The 20125-nt window shown below is 28.0% G+C and carries 15 protein-coding genes and 1 pseudogene; 12 read left to right on the top strand and 4 right to left on the bottom strand.

Annotation, left to right across the window (positions count from 1 at the left end; all coding sequences use genetic code 4):
• The first annotated feature begins 13 nt into the window (after positions 1 to 13).
• The 11 genes and pseudogenes from NMG68_RS00005 (at position 14) to NMG68_RS00050 (ending at position 11161) form a co-directional block, all read left to right on the top strand.
• Positions 14 to 1399, top strand: coding sequence for a DnaA ATPase domain-containing protein (locus NMG68_RS00005; protein ID WP_255034661.1), 1386 nt, complete (start codon positions 14 to 16; stop codon positions 1397 to 1399).
• Between the two features lie 77 nt (positions 1400 to 1476).
• The gene (locus NMG68_RS00010) at positions 1477 to 3192 is read left to right on the top strand and encodes an ABC transporter ATP-binding protein (RefSeq protein ID WP_272416742.1); all 1716 of its coding nucleotides are present in this window, start codon (positions 1477 to 1479) and stop codon (positions 3190 to 3192) included.
• A 76-nt stretch (positions 3193 to 3268) separates the two neighbouring features.
• Positions 3269 to 4129: pseudogene (locus tag NMG68_RS03905) on the top strand (ABC transporter transmembrane domain-containing protein); the annotation flags it as partial.
• A gap of 276 nt (positions 4130 to 4405) precedes the next feature.
• A complete protein-coding gene (locus NMG68_RS03910) occupies positions 4406 to 5086 on the top strand; it encodes an ABC transporter ATP-binding protein (RefSeq protein ID WP_392391118.1) in 681 nt (226 codons plus the stop codon).
• A gap of 85 nt (positions 5087 to 5171) precedes the next feature.
• The gene (gene rpmH / locus NMG68_RS00020; protein ID WP_255034664.1) at positions 5172 to 5321 is read left to right on the top strand and encodes a 50S ribosomal protein L34; all 150 of its coding nucleotides are present in this window, start codon (positions 5172 to 5174) and stop codon (positions 5319 to 5321) included.
• Between the two features lie 7 nt (positions 5322 to 5328).
• The gene (gene rnpA / locus NMG68_RS00025; protein WP_255034665.1) at positions 5329 to 5682 is read left to right on the top strand and encodes a ribonuclease P protein component; all 354 of its coding nucleotides are present in this window, start codon (positions 5329 to 5331) and stop codon (positions 5680 to 5682) included.
• Positions 5682 to 6833, top strand: coding sequence for a membrane protein insertase YidC (gene yidC, locus NMG68_RS00030; RefSeq protein WP_255034666.1), 1152 nt, complete (start codon positions 5682 to 5684; stop codon positions 6831 to 6833). Before rnpA ends, yidC begins: the two co-directional genes overlap by 1 nt.
• A complete protein-coding gene (gene rsmA / locus NMG68_RS00035; RefSeq protein ID WP_255034667.1) occupies positions 6826 to 7623 on the top strand; it encodes a 16S rRNA (adenine(1518)-N(6)/adenine(1519)-N(6))-dimethyltransferase RsmA in 798 nt (265 codons plus the stop codon). The genes yidC and rsmA overlap by 8 nt, the downstream gene beginning before the upstream one ends.
• On the top strand, positions 7607 to 8326 hold the full coding sequence (locus tag NMG68_RS00040) for a GHMP family kinase ATP-binding protein (RefSeq protein ID WP_255034668.1): 720 nt from the start codon (positions 7607 to 7609) through the stop codon (positions 8324 to 8326). Before rsmA ends, NMG68_RS00040 begins: the two co-directional genes overlap by 17 nt.
• A gap of 25 nt (positions 8327 to 8351) precedes the next feature.
• Positions 8352 to 10001 carry an arginine--tRNA ligase gene (gene argS / locus NMG68_RS00045; RefSeq protein WP_255034669.1) on the top strand — a complete coding sequence of 550 codons (1650 nt, stop codon included), beginning with the start codon at positions 8352 to 8354 and terminating at the stop codon, positions 9999 to 10001.
• Positions 10002 to 10027: 26 nt separating this feature from the next.
• Complete coding sequence (locus NMG68_RS00050) at positions 10028 to 11161, top strand: MnuA family membrane nuclease (protein WP_255034670.1); 1134 nt, start codon at positions 10028 to 10030, stop codon at positions 11159 to 11161.
• Between the two features lie 96 nt (positions 11162 to 11257).
• Here the strand turns inward: NMG68_RS00050 and NMG68_RS00055 are convergent, their stop codons facing one another.
• The 3 genes from NMG68_RS00055 to NMG68_RS00065 all read right to left on the bottom strand — a co-directional run bounded on the left by NMG68_RS00055 (position 11258) and on the right by NMG68_RS00065 (position 17469).
• Positions 11258 to 13468 (bottom strand): MIP family Ig-specific serine endopeptidase, encoded by a 2211-nt coding sequence (locus NMG68_RS00055; RefSeq protein WP_255034671.1) that lies wholly within the window; start codon positions 13466 to 13468, stop codon positions 11258 to 11260.
• 222 nt (positions 13469 to 13690) lie between these two features.
• Complete coding sequence (locus tag NMG68_RS00060; protein ID WP_255034672.1) at positions 13691 to 15910, bottom strand: MIP family Ig-specific serine endopeptidase; 2220 nt, start codon at positions 15908 to 15910, stop codon at positions 13691 to 13693.
• 1058 nt (positions 15911 to 16968) lie between these two features.
• On the bottom strand, positions 16969 to 17469 hold the full coding sequence (locus NMG68_RS00065) for a ferritin-like domain-containing protein (RefSeq protein WP_255034673.1): 501 nt from the start codon (positions 17467 to 17469) through the stop codon (positions 16969 to 16971).
• 119 nt (positions 17470 to 17588) lie between these two features.
• Between NMG68_RS00065 and NMG68_RS00070 the strand changes: the two genes are divergently transcribed.
• Entirely contained in the window at positions 17589 to 18416 is an 828-nt protein-coding gene (locus NMG68_RS00070) for an adenine nucleotide alpha hydrolase family protein (RefSeq protein ID WP_255034674.1), read from the top strand.
• Here NMG68_RS00070 and NMG68_RS00075 read toward each other — a convergent pair.
• Positions 18413 to 20113, bottom strand: coding sequence for a ribonuclease J (locus NMG68_RS00075; RefSeq protein ID WP_255034675.1), 1701 nt, complete (start codon positions 20111 to 20113; stop codon positions 18413 to 18415). The genes NMG68_RS00070 and NMG68_RS00075 overlap by 4 nt on opposite strands.
• Positions 20114 to 20125: the final 12 nt, after the last annotated feature.

Here is a 20125-nt window from a genome sequence, read left to right on the forward strand (position 1 = left end):
GGGTAAAAATTCTATGAAAGATAAACTGCGAACTTTTTTGGAAAAAATATCAACAAATTTTAATGAAATGAATTCCGAACTCTTGGAAGCTTTCATTAAAGATATTGAATTTATTTCTGAAGAGAATGACAATATTTATTTATGTTTCGAAAGTCAATATTTTTTCAACGAATTTAAAAACAAATTTCAACATCTAATAAATGCGGAAAATACCGTTGTTTTTAATGATTTTCTATCTCTAGAATGAAAAAAATACATTAAAGAAACTAAACGCATTAATTTATTAAATAAAAAAGAATCCGAATTATTAAAAGAAAAATTAGAGCATTCGAAAAAACAACAAAAATACAAAATCAATCCTTTATCTAGAGGAATTAAAGATAAGTTGACTTTTGATAATTATTTAGTATTTGAATTTAATGAAGAAGCAGTTTATCTAGCTAAAAAGGTAGCAGACAAAACTGCGGATATTAATTGGAACCCAATAATAATTGAAGGTAAGCCTGGTTGTGGTAAAAGTCACTTACTCCAAGCTATAGCAAACGAAAGACAACGCTTATTTCCTGAGGAAAAAATTTGTGTTTTATCTTCAGATGATTTTGGTTCTGAATTTTTAAAATCAATAATTGCTCCAGACCCTACACATATAGAATCGTTCAAATCTAAATACAAAGATTATGATCTCTTGATGATAGACGATGTTCAGATAATATCGAATCGGCCTAAAACTAATGAAACATTCTTTACAATTTTCAACTCTCTAGTAGATCAAAAGAAGAACATAGTTATAACCCTTGATTGCAGAATAGAAGAAATTCAAGACAAATTAAACGCTAGAATGATTTCAAGATTCCAAAGAGGTGTTAATGTAAAAATAAATAAACCCACTAAAAAGGAAATCATTCAAATCTTCAAGCAAAAATTCAAAGAGAATAACTTAGACAACTATATTGATGAACACTTAATTGAAGAAATATCTGACTTCGATGAAGGAGATATCCGTAAAATAGAAGGATCAGTAGCTAAACTTATTTTTATGAATCAAATGTATAGTTCTACAAAAACAAAAGAACAGATCCTTAAAAGCTTCATTGAAAAAGTGACTAATAGACGTGATTTAATTTTATCTAAAGATCCTAAATACGTATTTGAAAAAATCAAATACCATTTTAATATTGATGAAGATGCTTTAAAATCTTCTAAACGAAAAAAAGATATCGTACAAGCACGACATATTTGTATGTACATTCTTAAGACTATATATAATCAAAATTTAAGTCAAATTGGAAAATTGTTAAAAAAAGACCATACAACGGTAAAACACGCTATTGAAAAGGTTGAAGAAGGGATCGAAAACGATCCAAATATGAAGAGTTTTATAGATATCTTTAAAAATTAAGATATAGAAAAATTTAAAAAAAGTACTAAACTATATTAATAATATAATTATTAAAGTGTTAAATAGATTTAATAAATATGCTTAAAATATTGTTATATAAGGCTACTAAATCTTTTAAATTTCACATATCGATTGTACCGTTTTTTCTTCTTATTGAAAGTTTAACAACGGTATTAGTGCCTTACTTTATTTCAGATTTAATTAATTACGGAATTATAGCAAACGACAAAGAAGCATTAACAAAATATTCATTAATATTACTTGGAATAGCAGTAGTAGGATTTATCTCTGGTTTTATTGGGGGTAGATCTATTACTGTTGCTTCTGTAGAATTTGCTAAGCAATTACGTGTTAATATTTTTACAAGATTCCAAAGCTTTTCAGCTAAAAACATTGACAAGTTTGATAAAGCTAGTGTTCTTACTAGAACGACAACAGATATTAACTATATTCAAACAAGTATTGAATCATTTAGAATGGCAATAAGAGGATTTTCAGTTTTCTTATGCGCTTTAATTTTAATGCTTATAACTAGTTGAAAACTAGGAGTATCTTCATTAGTAGTTATTCCGATTATTTTATTAGGTATAACTATTGTTTATCGCTTGATCATCGGCGATTACAAAAAAGTGTTTAGAGAATATGACGAACTAAATAATTTAGCCAAAGAATCAATCTCAGGTATGAGAGTTGTTAAGTCGTATCACCAACAAGATAGCGAAATTAAAAAGTTTAATAGAGTTACTAACTTTATCTATAAAAACTTTACAAAAATTGAAAAAATCAGTGCTTTAATTCAACCTATTGTATTACTGTGTATTTATTCTTTATCAATAGCTATCGCTTGATTCGGAACCAAGGATATTCTTGCTGGTAGTCTTAATATCGGTGATCTAACATCTGTTTTAGCTTATGCTTTCCAAATGCTAATAAACTTATTATTATTAACATTTGTTTATGTAACGATTATCACTGCTAAACCATCTAAAGATCGTATTATTGAGATACTAACTGAAAAGATTGATATCAAAAATAAACAAAACCCTATTAAAACTATTGAGAATTTTGATGTTGAATTTAAAAACGTTAGTTTTAAATATATTGATGATAATCCACACTATAACCTCGAAAATATCAATATCAAAATAAAACAAGGTCAAACAATCGGAATTATCGGACCTACTGGTTCAGGTAAAACTAGTATTGTTAATTTATTATCAAGACTTTATGAATCTAATGAAGGTCAAGTGTTGATTAACAATATTCCAGTTAATGAGTACAGTCTTGAAACATTAAGAGAAACAATCGGAATTGTTCCACAAAAGAACATTCTTTATTCAGGAACGATTAAAGAAAATATTTTGATGGGTAAGGACTACTCAGATGATGATATTAATAAAGCAATTTCTCAAGCACAAGCTAAAGAATTTATTAATAAATTACCTAATAATGTTGATTCAGAAGTAGAACAAAACGGAGCCAATTTTTCAGGTGGGCAAAAACAAAGAATTTGCATTGCTAGAGCAATGATCAAAAAACCTAAAATTCTTGTTTTTGATGACTCAACTTCTGCACTAGACACTAAAACAGATGCCCTGATTCAAGAAAGTTTCAATAATGATTTCAAAGAATCAAGCAAAATTTTAATTTCACAAAGAATTTCATCTATTAAAAATGCTGATGAAATCTATGTTTTAAACAACGGTAAAGTTGTGGCTAATGGTACCCACGATTACTTAATTCAAAATTGTGAATTATATCGCGAAATCAACATATCTCAAACCGAGCAATAATCATATGAGTAACAAAACTAATAAGAAAAAATACTTTAACGAATTGCTTCGTTTTATCTGAAAAAACAACAAATGAATGTTGTTAATTTCATTCTTCTTCATAATTATTTCATCAGTATCACTAGTATTAGTAAGTAATTTTATTAAAGGTTTAGTAGATGAATATATAGTTCCTTTATTAGAACAACAAAGCAAAAATGAAGAACTAGATTTTAGCAATCTAATAAAATACTTATCTATTATTGGATCAGTCTTCTTAATCGGGACAATATCAACCATTATCTCGGGTCAGATAATGGCTAAAGCAACACATGTAACTTTATTTAAATTAAGAAACAACATGTATGCTCATATGCAACAATTGCCAATTAAGTATTTTGATACTACTAAACATGGCGATATCATGAGTTATTACACGAATGATGTTGATACAATAAGAAGTTTAATTGTTCAAATAATTCCTCAAAGTTTCCAAGCGATTGTTCAGATCATAACAATCTTAGCGTTTATGTTGAGTACTAGCGTGGTGCTTACATTGATTACTTTGGTTTTATTATTACCTATGATGGTGTTTTTTGCTTTCTTTGGTAAGAAAACAAAAATGAACTTTATTGCTAATCAAACAGAGATCGCTAATCTTAACGGAGTAATTCAAGAATACATTGAAAACCAAACAGTATCTAATTTATTTAATTATTCAGATACAGTTATCAATAAATTCAAGAAAGCTAATATTAAACAAGCAACTATTATGAAAAAAGCTAATGTTTTAGCTTCTATCGTATTTCCGGTGATGTTTAACTATTCAAATGTTATCTACATTATCATTGCCATCATTAGTGTTGCATTACATGAAAAATATGCTGATAACAAACTTCTTGGTCAAGAACTAACAATTGGTGTTATTGTTTCATTTATTGCATTAGTTAGAGCGTTCATAGGTCCACTAGCAAACATTTCTCAAAATGTTAATTTCTTTGCTAAATCTAAAGCTGGTGCTGAAAGAATCTATTCTATGCTTAATGAACCTATTGAAGTTAATCAAGGTAAGATTATTCTAGATTACATTGAAAAGAACGAAAAAGGTGAATGAGTTAAAGCTAACAAATGAACTAAACAATTAGGTTGAATTGTTAATGATGTTATTGAACCATTTAAAGGCAAAGTTGAATTTAAGAATGTAAGTTTTTCTTATGATGGTAAAAAGCAAGTATTAAAAAATATTAATATTGATGCTAAGCCAGGCGAAAAGATCGCTTTAATAGGTAAAACTGGTTCAGGTAAAACTACGATTGCTAACCTTATTAATCGTTTCTATGATGTTAGCGATGGTCAAATCTTCTTTGATGATTATCCAATTACTTTAGTAGATATTAATTCAATCCGTAAAACAGTAGGTATTGTTTTACAATCGACTGAATTATTTACAGGCACTATTCGCGAGAATATTGCTTATGGTAATAAAGATGCTAAGCTAGAAGATATTATTGAAGCTGCTAAATTAGCAAATGCTCATGACTTTATTATGAATTTACCTAATGAATATGATACGCATATTACAAACAATGGTGAAGGTTTATCTCAAGGTCAAAAACAATTGTTAGCAATTGCTAGAGTAAGTTTAATGAATCCAGCAATCATGGTGCTCGATGAAGCTACTTCAAATATTGATAGTAGAACAGAGAAAGTCATTAAGGAATCGATGGATAAATTAATGAATAATCGAACAACATTTGCGATAGCTCATAGATTATCAACAATCAAAAATTCTAATAAAATCTTGGTAATTCAAGAAGGTGAAATTGTTGAAGAAGGCAACCATGAAACATTAATAGCTAAAAAAGGTTTATACGAATCTTTCTACAATTCTTCATTTAATGAAGAGATCAGTTAGCAAAAAATAATTATTTTCGTTATAATAAATTAAATAATATCAAGCGTTGCTTGGTATTTTTATTAATGTATATTTGTAAATAGCTATGAAAAGAACATACCAACCAAATAAAAGAAAACGAGCTAAAACTCACGGATTTAGAGCAAGAATGGCTACTGCTTCAGGTAGAGCTGTATTAGCTGCTAGAAAAAGAAAAGGTAGACACATTCTAACTGTTTCTGATCAAGCAAGATAATCTTTAAATGAAAAGAGAAAATAGTTTAAAGAAAACAACTAATTTTCTAGAAATAGTTAAAACAAAAAGCAAATATTACTCAAATACTTATGTAATATTTGCTAAAAAAAACAACGAATCCAAGGCTAAAATTGGAATCGTTGTGCCCAAAAAACTTTTTAGTAAAGCAGTAACAAGAAACAAAATAAAGCGACAAGTAAGAAGTTTCTTGTCTGATTTTACTGATTGAAATAAGAGTTTAAATCTTTTAATCAAGGTTAATAATTGTCGTTATTTAGATAACACTTATCTAGAAAACAAAAAAGATCTCTTTGATACTTATAAAAGATTAATTCAAAAATTCAAAGCAAATTTAATTTAATGAGTAAAATACATTCTGAGATTGTAACTCAGTCGTTTAATCCTTTCTGGAGTGCTGCGACAGTTAAAGAAAGATCAAAAATAAATCCAAATGTTAAGAAAACTTTTAACTATTTATGAAAGTTTTTTAAGATTTGTTTATTTTTATTTATTACCGTAGTTGGGCTTTGAGGGTGTACTCAAAACTATTCTGAAAGTTGAACTGTAACCAATCCGAAATTAGGTGTAGGTTTAGAAGTGGGTTATAGTTATGGGACTACCGGAGATTATCGTTATGATTTAATGACAAGCAACTCAGGTCCTTATTTTACTTTTTCAGATTACGAACTATCATATGGTCCGTTTTTAGCTTGGTTTGTGTGACCGGCTACCCAAATTGTTTTACCTATTATTTATCAAACTAGAGTTCCTCTTAATCAGGGAATTGATTACGGTTTTAATACAATTCTAGGGATCTTAGTTTTACTGTTTATCATTAGATTAATTACGATCGGTATTACCTTAAACTCTACATTAAATACTGAAAGAATGGGTGAAGTTCAAGGTAAGATAGCTGAGATTAATGCTAAGTATAAGAATGCTAATGATTCGCAATCTAAGAAGATGAAGCAAATCGAAATGATGCAACTTTATCGTAAACACAAGATTAAACCTGCAGCATTATTCGTTCAAGCATTCATTACTATACCAATTTTCTTAATTGTCTTTAAAATGGTTTCTTTAACAAGACCAATTAAAGCGACAGTTTTATTTAGTATTTGAGATTTATCAGTGACACCTGGTTCGCAAATCATCTCAGATATTTCACATAATTGGGTTTACATTTTCTTCGTTTTATTAGTTGTTCCTATGCAAATTATTTCGCAATGATTACCACAACGTTGAGCTACTAAGAGAAATAGAAATGCTAAAACAACTTCACAAAAAGGTTTAGAACAACTTAAGAAAACAAGAAGAATTCAATGAATCATGATTTGTGTCTTTGCGTTCTTCCCAGTTATTACTCCTTCTGCTGTAGGATTATATTGGTTCCTAAACTCAATATTTACAATTCTGCAATCTTACATTACTCACGTTTTCATTATTAAACGTAGACAAAAAACTAAAACATTATCTAAACTAGATCAAATTCTGAATCGTGAACTTGATTAACAAAATTAATAATTTCTTAAAAAATAATGAATTTTCGCCTTCTAAAGAAAGAGGGCAAAATTTTTTAATTGACACTAATATCATTAATAAAATTGTGCAAACAGTTAATGACACTAATCCTTCAAAAGTATTGGAAATAGGTCCAGGATTAGGAGCTATTAGTGAACAATTAATCAAACAACATAAAACTAATTATCATGCGATTGAATTAGATAAGAAATTATTTAATTACCTTAACAATGATTTACTTAAAGATCAAATAACCCATAACGATGCTTTAAAGATTGAATGAGATGTAATATTTGATGAACTTGGTAACAACCCTGCAATGGTAGGTAATTTACCTTACAATATTTCTTCTAAGTTAATTAAGAAATTTATTTTATCAAGTTATCGAACAGCCATTATTATGGTTCAAAAAGAAATGGCTTTAAGGTTATTAGCTAAAATCAATTCTAAAGACTATTCATCTTTTAGTGTATTATGTCAATATCATTTAGACGTTAAGAAAGTTATTGAAATAAATGAAAATTCATTTATTCCCAAGCCAAAAATTAAATCAACTTTATTACTTTTAGAAAAAAAAGATATAGATTTTAATGAGGGATATGAGAAGTTTTTAAAATTGATTTTCTTACAAAGAAGAAAAACAATTTTAAACAACTTAAAAAATAATTACAATCCAGAACTAATTAGACAAAGCCTTAATAGGTTAGAACTTAAAGAAAGTTCAAGAGCTCAAGAGTTATCAAAAGAACAATTGTTCAGGTTGTATGAATTATTATCGTAGCTATGGTAAGGTCAATTTTTATTTAAAAATAAAAACTTACCACCCTGAAATAAAAAAACATACTTTAGATTCTAAACTAATTATTACTAAGGATTATTACGATGATATTTATTTGCAAAGATCTAAAGATACGCAGATTGAATATTTTGACGAACAAAACCAACCCTTAGTTTTTAGTGATGATATCTTATTAAGAACTAAAAAATATTTAGAAAAAAAACTTAACCAAATATTTAATTTCAGGGTTAAAGTAATTAAGAAAATACCAACCCTTGCTGGTATGGGTTCGGCTTCTAGTAATGCTGCTGTTTTAATTAATTGAATATATCAAGAATGAAATATAAAAAACCAAATCCCTTATTACGATATAGCCACAGAATTAGGTAGTGACATTCCTTTTTTCATATCATTAAAAGAATGTGCGATTATAAAAAACTTTGGTGACGTAGTTATTGATTCTAACATTGACGGTTATGAAATCGATCAGATTATCTTTAACAATAAAAAACCAAGCACAAAAAGAATTTTTGAATTGTTAGATCATTCAAAAATTAACCCAAATGATTTAAACGATTTAGAAAAACCTTTTTTTAGTTTGTTTCCGGAATTATATCAACCCTTTAAAGAACTAAAAAAACATAATAACCATGTATTACTATCAGGGGCTGGTAGTAGTTTTGTTGTTTTTAAAAAGTTAAAGTAAATATAATAAAAATATCTAAATAAATATGATTTTTACAAAAATTAAAAAGTGCGTTAACCAAGCATTAGAAGAATTAAACCTACCTAGTAATGTTGAATATTTAATTCAACAAACAAAAAATATTAAGTTTGGTGATTTTAGTAGTAATATTGCTATGGTATTATCAAAAATTGATAATAAAAACCCAGAAGAAATTGCGAATCAAATCATTGGAAAAATCAATCCAGATGAATTTGAAAAAATTACTTTTTCAAAACCAGGATTTATTAACTTCTTTTTAAGCAATACTGATAAACTATCAATAATTAAAGAGTTACAAAACCAAGATTACGAGATTAACAAATTACCAGAAAATGAGAGAGATTCAATTAATATTGAATTTGTATCAGCTAATCCTACTGGATTTTTACATCTAGGACATGTAAGAAATGCTTTTACTGGTGATGTTTTAGGTAATATTTTAAAAGCAGTTGGACATAATGTAACCAAGGAATATTGGATTAATGATTTAGGTAACCAAGTTAATTTATTTGCCCTATCTTCAATAATTCGTTATTTAGAAAAATTGGGTGTAACTAAATACGCTATGCCAGAAGATTCTTACCACGGAAAAGAACCTATTTTTGTGGCAGATGAAATTATCAAAGATTTTGGCGATAAATACAAGGATATTGAGATTGTTGATAACAAGATAGTTGACCAAAAAATCGCTAACGAACTAATCGAATATTGTACTAATAAAATGCTTCATTTTATTAAACAAGACTTAGCGTTAATTGGTGTTAATATGGATGTTTGAACTAGCGAGAAAGTTGTATATCAATCTAACACATTACAAGCACTATTAGATAACCAACTAAAAGATCATATTTATAACAAAGACGGTGCTGTTTGATTAAAAACAACTGATGGTGGTGATGATAAGGATAGAGTTATTTTTAAAGAAAATAAAGCTCCTACTTATTTTGGTACGGATATTGCTAATCACTATCTAAAATATAAAAGAGGTTTTAACCGTTTAATAAATGTTTGAGGAGCTGACCATTTCGGACACGTATTAAGAACAACATATGCAGCCGAATTATCAGGAGTACCAAAAGGTAATTTTATTGTTGTTCTTATTGAAATGGTTAAACTATTGCAAAACAATAAAGAAATTAAGTTCTCTAAACGTTTAGGTAATGCTATTAGTATTCCTGATATGTTGGAATTCTTATCTAAAGATGCTGCTAGATGGTTTATGCTTAACCAATCCTGAACTAGCGGTATTAATATTGATGTTGATATCTCGAATAAAAAAGATAGTTCGAATCCTGTTTATTATGTTCAATACGCTCACGCAAGAATTCATAAACTATTAACAAAAATCGATAAAATCGATTTTTCTAAAGTTGATTTAAGTTTATTAAATTCTGATATTGAAAGAACATTAATCAACCATTTAGCTAGTTTTGAATATTATGTTCATAATGTAGCTACAACTTATGATGTTAATAAGTTATTAACCTTTGTTTATACATTAGCTAAGAACTTCCATAGCTGATATAACTCTCATGAAATTCTAAACCAAGAAGATAATATTAAATATACAAGATTAGCATTAGCTAAATCAATTAAAATATTAATAAACTATCTTTTAAAATTATTTGGAATCAGTGCTCCAGAGCAAATGTAAAAAAACAAGATAATTAGCATCAGATTATGAAAAATAATAATAGGGTTAATAAAACTAATAATAAATTAGTAGTAACAGGCATAATATTACTGTTACTAATACTTATTCTAGGGTTTGGTGGGTATTATGTTTATACGAATTTTTATAAAAACAAATCAGAAAATACCACTAAATTAGATGATAAAACACAACCTACCAATGGTAATGTTTCAAACAATAATAAATATAAAAAAGTAGGCGATTTACGATTACTTAGTTGAAATGTCCTTAATTTTGGTAATAAATACACACCTAGCACTAATAAGTTCATGAATATTGTTAAAACTATTCAAGAATCTAATGCTGATGTTGTAGGTTTAACTGAAATTAATTACAACAACGAAGACATTGTAAGAAATGTCGCTAATTCTTTAGGTGCTTCTTGAAGCTACACCTTTAGTGGAAATAATTTTAATGTCAATTTTAGTAGATCTAGAGAATCTGTTGCTATTCTTTATAAAAATAATGTAGTTCAACCAGAAACATCTAATTCAATTAATCCTAATGATACTTATACTAGACCGCTTTGATACACTAAGTTTAAAACTGTAGGCTATGATTACAGTTTTATAACTTTCTTTGGTCATTTTGATGCTCCTGGAGCTAATTCTAAGAATAACGAAGCTAATGCTAAAGGGTATAGAGGTCAAGGTGGACAAGAAATAAGTGAAGCAAAAGCAATTGCTACAGTATTTACTTCACTTAAAGCAACTTATCCAAACACTGACATAATCGGTGCTGCTGATACAAATATTAAAGAAGCTAACAATAGCGTATTTGATTCAAATGAATATTCATTAAACTATATTGATTTTAATGATAATAAAGAATATTATAGAACCACAATAAGCAATAATAATTATTATGCTAATTCTTATGATAAATGGTTCGTATATGACGCTAACAAATCTAATATCTTAAAAGATAAAAATATTCCTTATAAGGTAGATGTCATTAATGCGTTTAATGATAAGATTTGGGATAAAGAAAAAACACTTAATGCTTGGTTATCATCTGATAAAGCTAAAAAATATCCTAAACCAACCGATATTCAATTAGTATTAAATGTATCGGATCATGCACCTATTATTCTAGATCTAAATTATAAGAATAATATGTAGTTTTGTTTTAACTATTATAAATATTTGATAGATATTAATCTTTATTAAAAAAATAAAAACTCATCTAAAAGAATGAGTTTTTATTTTTGTATTGAACTAATATCCGTTAGGGAAGATTGCCGTCTTTTTATTTTCAGGAGATGAATCAATTGAATTTGTTGTCGAATTAGGTCAAGTAAATCCATTAGGATAAAATAGTTTTAGATTACTGCGATATGAAGTTTTTTGGTGTTCATAACCATTTTTATCAATTAAGTTATATCCATAATTGATAATAGTTGGATCGCTTAATGTTGGAATATCAGCTGCTTGAACTAATGAAGCAAAAGCACCGTTGGATAAATTATCACCAAAATTAACTCTACTAGATACACTATCATAAATTCCGACTATTTGTCCGAATTCATTGTATGCTACAGATCCTGATGCTCCGAAATAAAGAGAAGAAAATCTTGTAGAATAATCAAATCCATAACGATCAATAAAAGGTCTATTTCATAACTTAGTATAAATACTTAAGTTGTTTATATCTCAGTAAGTTTTAGTGTTAAATGATTCTTTTTCTACATTAAATAAATCTTTGTTAGCTATTCAATCTTCTCTTCTTAATCTAGGATTAGCATCTTGTGATTTTTCATCACCATATCTTTCAATAGGGTTATTTTGCATTCAATAAGATGTTTTTGCGTTGCTATTATAAGGATATCCTGCAATATAAATGTTTCTTGCGTTATCTAATCCAAATTCATTTTCAGGTCTATTTTTAGCTAAACCTAAATGTTTAGACATGTAATCTAATGTAGGGAAATAATTACCTTTAGTTGAATCATAATTAGGGATATTAGGAGTTTCTTTGATTCTCTTAACATAAGAATCAACAGCACCAGTTGCATTGTTTATTCAGCCTTGAAGAGTTGTATCTGCTTTAGATAAATCAACATTTAGTTCTAGAATTCCGAAATCAGTATAGAATGAAATATTACCCTCATAACTAATGAATTTTTCTAAGCGTTTTATTTCTTCTGGAGCATATAAAGCAGAACCTGAACTATTAGATTTAGCAGCAGCTATTTTTTGTCGAATATCTTCTTTTGTTCTAGATCAAGATTCATCTATTTTAGATTTATATTGATTTAAAGCATGATCATCTAGATAGTCAACTGCTGCAAACACTATTTTAGGATTTGAGAATGACTCTGTTTTATGGTTTACAAGTCCTCCAGTTGAATTTGAATAATCAGATTCATTGCTATTTGCATAATAAACCATGTGACCGTATTTTTCACTTAATTCTTTTGAAGGTAAGTTATTTCGTTCATCTTCAAATGAAGGAGTTTTACTTGATTTACCGATTGCAAATCCGCCTGGTCTTACCCCAGTTGGATCTTTGTAAGAAAGCTTTGTATCTAAATTATCGTCATTCGTATTTGCATAATTACCAATAACGTGTAAATTAGTAGCTATAAAAAGTTTTAATTGATTATTATTTTTAGGATTTTTTGCGTAGTCTAAAACTCAACCTGTTCCTTGATCTACTACCAATAATTCTTTATTTTCTTCTTCATCTTTTATTAATGCGCCTGGTTTAATAGAAAAAGTTCTGTCATAAATTTCTTTAAAAATTGTTTTTCTATCAACAACTTTATACTTATCATTTGCATAAGCAGGATATTCGTTTTTCTTCAAGAAAGATTCTCTTGTTGGACCAAAGAATGGGAAATTTCCTGGAAACGTTGGTGGAACACCGCCCCCACCACCAGGAGTTATCGATGGTGTTAACCCTGGGTTATTGCCTGTTTCTGTGCTAGGGTTTGCATCTTCTACATTATTATTTAATGAAGATTCATCTCTACTTGGGTTATTGTCAGTTGGTCTTGTATCGGTATTAGAACTTGTTCCTGTAGCTTTTAATTCGGTTATTTTTAAATTAAACTCTTTTGGTTCAGAATTCGTTCCATCTGCATCATTAATTAATGAAACATTTAATTTAAAGCTTAACTCACCTCTTTGATCGTTAGCTTGGAACCCTGTAGCATCAAAATTAAATTTATTCAGTTCAATATCACTATTAACATCAACAATACTGAAATTTATATAATTAAAGTAATTCTTTTTATTAATTTGACTTGGCAAAGTTTTGCTTTTATTAACTTTAAAGTCAATAATAATATCTTCTTTCTTAAGAGTATTAAAAGCATCAATTGCTGTTTTTGAAGATGAAGCATATTCCATCCTACAAGACGAAACAACAAAACTAATAGCACTTAATCCACATAATAACTTAAATCAGGTATTTTTTGATGACATTTATTGTATTACTTAATATGTTTAAATTAATTAATTATAGATTAATTAATAATAAAGTATTCTTAGCATGCTTAAAATATAATAAAGATTAAGATAAGATAACTAATTTTTAAAAATCAAGATATTTATATCCAAAAATTTAGTTAATGTTTTTAAAAGATAGTTTTATGTTTAAGAAAGAATAAAAAAAGGTTAATTCTAAGATTAACCTTTTTTTATTGATTAATAACCGCTAGGGAAGATTGCTGTTACTTTATTGGTACTATTAGTTACATCTGTTCCTGATGTTGATGGTCATGTAAATCCGTTTGGATACATTTTTTTCAAGTTGCTTCTATATGATCTAGTTTGATGAGGAAAACCGTTATTATCAATTAAGTTATAACCATAATTAATGATTGATGAATTACTTAATGTAGGAATATCAGCAGCTTGTACAAACGAAGCAAAAGCTCCGCCACCCAACACATCTCCATATGATATCGACGAAACATCAAGACTATGATATATTCCGACTATTTGACCAAATTCATTATATGCTACAGATCCTGAAGCTCCAAAATATAATGAAGAGAACTTAGATTGATAGTCAATTCCATAACGATCTATAAATGGTCTATTTCACAATTTAGTATATATCTGTAAATTATTTATATCGTAATAGGTTTTAGTGTTTATTCCGCCTTTTTCTACTGCAAATAAATCCTTGTTTGCAATTTTGTCTTTTTCAGCTAATCATCTATTTGATTTTGATGTTTTATCTTCACCATATCTTTCGATAGGATTATTTTGCATTCAGTAAGATGAGTTAGAACCGTTATCAAATGGATAACCTGCTATGTAAATATTTTTAGCAGTATCTAATCCATAATTTCCTACATCATCTTTAGGAGCAAGTCCTAAATTTTTACTCATGTAATCTAGAGTTGGGAAAAAGTTACCTTTTGCTGAGTCGTAATTAGGAATTTTTCCAGGAGACATCTTTATTCTATTTACATAATTATCAACAGCAGTTGTAGATTTGTTGATTCAACCCTTTAAGGTTTCGTCAGCTTTAGATAAATCAACATTAAGTTCTAAAATACCGAAATCTGTATAAAATGATATTTTACCGCTGTAACTCATTAATTTATTAAGTCTGTCAATTTCTTCTTGAGCAATCGATGTACCTGAGCTAGAAGCTCCATTTGCGTTATTTATTTTATTTCTAGTTTGCTCTTTTCAAGACTCTCAAGCTCTATCGATTTGAGGTTTATATTGATTTAAAGCAGTGTCATCTAGATAATCAACAGCAGCAAAAACTATTTTAGGGTTAGAGAAAGCAGTAGTTTGTCGGTTTTCAATATCGCCTTTCTTATTAGATGTTGCATAATCTTCTTTATCCACATTAGCGTAATAAATCATGTTACCTACTTTTTCTTTTAACTCGCTTGCAGGCAATTTATTATGTTGATCTTCAAATGAAGGAGTTTTGCTTGATTTACCTATCGCAAAACCACCAGGTTTTACACCTGTTGGGTCACTGTATGATAATTCTTCATCAAAGCTCTTGTCATTTGTGTTTCCATAGTTACCAATAACATGTAGGTTGGTTGCTATAAATAGTTTCAATTGATTATTGTTGCTTTGATTTTTAGCATAATCTAAAACTCAACCTGTACCCTGATCTGTTAAAAGTAAATCGCTTTGACCAGATTTTATTAATGTACCAGGTTTAATAGAAAACGTTCTATCATAAATTTCTTCATATATTTTCTTCTTATCTACCACAGTAAATCTATCTACATATGAAGGATAACTATTTTTTTCTAAAACTGAACTTCTAGTAGGTCCTATCGGAAAACCGTTTGGAAACCTTGGAAACGTTGGCGGAACACCACCCCCACTACCAGGAGTTATTGATGGTGTTAACCCTGGGTTATCGCCTGTTTCTGTGCTAGGGTTTGCATCTTCTACATTATTATTATTTGATGAAGATTCATCTCTACTTGGGCTATTATCAGTTGGTCTTGTATCGGTATTAGAACTAGTTCCTGTAGCTTTTAATTCGGTTATTTTTAAATTAAACTCTTTTGGTTCAGAATTCGTTCCATCTGCATCATTAATTAATGAAACATTTAATTTAAAGCTTAACTCACCTCTTTGATCGTTAGCTTGGAACCCTGTAGCATCAAAATTAAATTTATTCAGTTCAATATCACTATTAACATCAGCAATACTGAAATTTATATAATTAAAGTAATTCTTTTTATTAATTTGACTTGGCAAAGTTTTGCTTTTACTAACTTTAAAGTCAATAATAATATCTTCTTTCTTAAGAGCACTAAAAGCATCAATTGCTGTTTTTGAAGATGAAGCATATTCCATCCTACAAGACGAAACAACAAAACTAATAGCACTTAATCCACATAATAACTTAAATCAGGTATTTTTTGATGACATTTATTGTATTACCTAATATGTTTAAATTAATTAATTATAGATTATAAGAATAAAATAGTCACCAACCTACCATCAATAACAATATTTAATAGTAATTATTATTACTATTGTCTAGTTATATCCATATCTAAATATAATTAGATTTATTTAGATTAAATTTATAGCTTAAATAAACTTTGAAAATAAAAAAATAATATTCATTTAAAAATTTGAAAAAAATCTTCATATATTTTTCTTCTCAAAATTACAACTAAATAAAAGGGTTTTAAACTTATTTAAGCTTATCATCACATACTGAAATTAAAAATTGAAGCTTTTTTACTTTTTAAAATCTTGCTAAAATTGTTTTAGTCAAATCAGGTATTTGATTTGATAAAAGGGGCTAAAATAAATGACGAAATTAATTAAATTCTTATCTGTTTATAGAAATAGTATAGCTATATCTAGTTCTATAGGGGTAAATAGATATCATATTTATTGCGATAAAAAGACACATAACTTAACTAAACTTCTTAGCAAGATTAAAAATATCGTCATTAAAAATATTAATAATGTCGATAGAAAATTGATTGAATATAATTTTCTATCGTCCTGTATCTAAGAAAAAAGATCTTATATTTTTGCTTACTAAGATTTAAAATGCTTGTTAATTAAGTTGATAAGGTGCAACTTAATCAACTGATAAATAAATAAGTGTTACTTACAATAAGTAGTAAGTGTTTATCTCGAATTTTTAAAAGAATAGCAACTATATTGCTAAAATTATTTTCAAAATAAATTGCAATCAGTATTAATAGGAAATATTTAGAAATAAAAATCTTAATAGTTAACTTACGATATAAAATTTAATGTTCTAAATAGATTTCTCTAATCTCAGATACCTAAAGTATTGCAAATCAATAATTTTTATTTTTTATATTCTAATTACTGTTTTATTGTTGATTAAGATTAATCGACAATAAAACAGCTTTTTATTTTATCTATCGAACAATTAACTAGTAAATAAAAAAATATTGAGGCATTACCTCAATATTTAACAAACTTTTTAAGGTTAGATGCTATTCTGATTTAGAATAGTGTTCGTTTTTGATTTCTTCAATCTTTTTATCGATTACTAATAAATCTTCAGACATCTTAAAGGCGTTAAGAAGATCTGCACATTTCTTTTCTTCTGCTATTTGGTCTTCAATGAAGTATTCAATGAAGTTGTAAGTAGCAAAGTCTTTGTTCATAAATGCTACTTCAGCAATTTCATTAACAGCAGCGCTTACATTTCTTTGATATTCAGAAATAGCTTCTAGAATTTGTAAAGGTTCATTAGAATCAACAACCTTAGGAACCATTAATTCATTAGTTCTTATTCAAGCTTGTCTTTTTCTTAAATATTTTTCGATTGTTTGAGCGTGCTCTAATTCTTCTTTAGCTCATTCATACAATAATGAACTAAAATGATCCATCCCATATTCATCAATACGAGCTGAATATTCAAACATTAATGCAGCTGTCGCTAACTCTTTATTATATTGGTTGTTTAATAATTTTCAAACGTTATTATTCATTTATTTATCCTAAGATAGCAAGAAACATTATTAATTAATTATAAATTATCAATTATTAAAAGAGAAAATAAAATAAAGTTATTTAATATTAAAATTAATTAAAATAGCGTCATTTTCAAATGCAAACAAGAAAATTACAAGAGTTTTTAATAAGTTCTACAACCTTACTAAGAGATACAATCAAGAATAAAAAAGCCATTTTACCACTAAATGGTGGCGTTTTTGCTTTTGTATTAGCGAAAATAACTAAAATCGCAATTGGTAAGAATTTAATATGTATTTACATTGATAATGGAATGATGCGTCATAATGAAGTTGCTAATAAGATCAATTTTTTTAGAGAAAAACTTGATCTTGAAGTATGACACATTGATGCTAAAGAATTGTTTTTAAATAACCTAAAAGATGTTTATGGTTATGAAGAAAAACAAAAGGTTATCAATGATACCTTTCTAGAAGTTTCTAAACAGACAATTATTGATATTAATCAGCAAATTGATTTTGCTTTATTAGGGACATCTTTTGATGACCCTAATCAAGGGTTAAATATATCTAAAGCGTTAGATAATAAGGTTTTAATCTTTGAACCATTAAAACAATTAACATTACAACAAGTTATAGAGATAGGAAACTTGTTGAATATCGATCAAAACTTCTTGAACGAAGAATTATTCCCATTATCTGGATTTGGTTTAATGGTCGAAGATGAAATAAGAGAAGAAAAGATTTTAATCCTTAAGAAGGTTTATTATTTAATCAATACAATATTAGGTGAGAAGGCACAATCTAGTTTTGATATCAAAATCAGGGATGATTTTGAAACTAAGGATCGATTTAATCTTTATATTGAAACTAAAGAACAAGTTGCTGAAGCGACAATAAAAAAAATAAAAGACCAAATTAATGGTCTTTTACCTAATGTTAAGAAGATTTTTATTAAAATCTAGATTTCTCTAATTTGGGAAACAATTAAAGGGTTACGATGTTTATTTCGTCATACATAGAAGCGACAGCTTTCGTGTATGATTTTTTTAAGCTCAGCTAAAGAATAATTTTGGTTTTTAGCTAAGTATTCATTACCTTTAGATTTAATTTCGTAAGCAATCTTCGTCATTAAACCATGGCTTTCTTTAAGATAAAAACATCCACTAGATTTTAAATCAGGTTGAGTTTTAATTGTTTTGGTAGCTTTATCAATTACGACAGTAATAGCAAAGATTCCTTCTTCAGACAACACCTGTCGAGTATTCATAATTCTTTTTACATTAGGCGAAACACTTTTACCTTCAATAAATGATGGTTCAGCATCTAATGTTTCATTTGTGTAATATAATTGTCGATCAATTAAATAAACCATTTGACCATTTTTATGTAATGCTACATTTTCAGGGTCAAAACCACATTTTTTAGCTAACCGTTTTAATGATGCAAACATCTTGTATTCCCCGTGGATTGGGAAAAGGTATTTAGGTCTTAATAAAGATAACATTAATTGAATCTCCTGCATTGTAGCGTGACCTGAAGCATGAAGTTTTAAAGAAGGCGAGTTTTCATAAATCGAAATACCTTCTTCTTTAGATAACTCATTAAGTAATCTTTCAACAGCAGCATAGTTACCTGGAATCGGGTTAGAAGACATAATGATTGAATCAGTCTTCTTTAATTGAATTCAAGGGTGTCTTCCGCTTGCAAGCATGTTTAAAGCAGCTAATTCTTCACCTTGAGAACCAGTACAGAAAATCATAATTTCATTATCTGGGTGCTTCTCAACATATCGAGATTCTACAATGTCATCATCTTTAAGATTAATATAACCAACATCTCTAGAAATAGAAACGTTATTATCCATTGATTTACCTAATAAACAAATCTTACGACCGTGTTGGATGGCTATCTCAATAACTTCACTTATTCTAGTAACATTAGATGCAAACGTTGATAAAATAACTCTACCATTAGCATTCTTAATAATATTTTTAATATTATCGTAAATCTCTTTTTCAGAACTTGAAAATCCTGGTACTTCTGCGTTAGTGGTTTCAGTCATAAACACATCAATACCTCTTCTGCTCATTTCAACTACTTTATGAATATCTAATTCTTCATTACCAGCATTGAAATCGAAACGATAATCACCACTTTCTACAACATTCCCATTTGGAGTTTGGATACAAACACCAAAAGCATCAGGTATCGAGTGACATACTCGATAAAAATCTATTTTAAAGTGCTTAGTACTAAACTGAGAATCGTCATTATAAGTAACAATCTTATATTTATTAAGATTGTGGTGTTCATGAAGTTTCTTTTCAATTAATTTAGTAGCCATTAATGGCGCGTAAATTACAGGAACACTTACTTCTTTTAATAAGTAAGGGATTCCTCCAATGTGATCTTCGTGTCCGTGAGTAATAATTAGCGCTTTAATCTTATGTTGATTAGCTTTTGCATAAGCAAAATTAGGAACAATTCCATCAATCCCTAACATCTCAACAGACGAAAATTTGATACCGCAATCCACGATAACCAACTCGTCATCGTACTCGATACCATACATATTTTTTCCTACTTCTTCTAACCCACCAAAAGCGAAGATTTTAGTGGGTTTTTTATTAGGATCAATATCTTTAAAATCCTTAATCATTTTTATTTATTA

It is taken from the genome of Mycoplasma bradburyae, from assembly GCF_024338845.1.
GTDB lineage: Bacteria > Bacillota_I > Bacilli_A > Mycoplasmatales > Mycoplasmoidaceae > Mycoplasmoides > Mycoplasmoides bradburyae.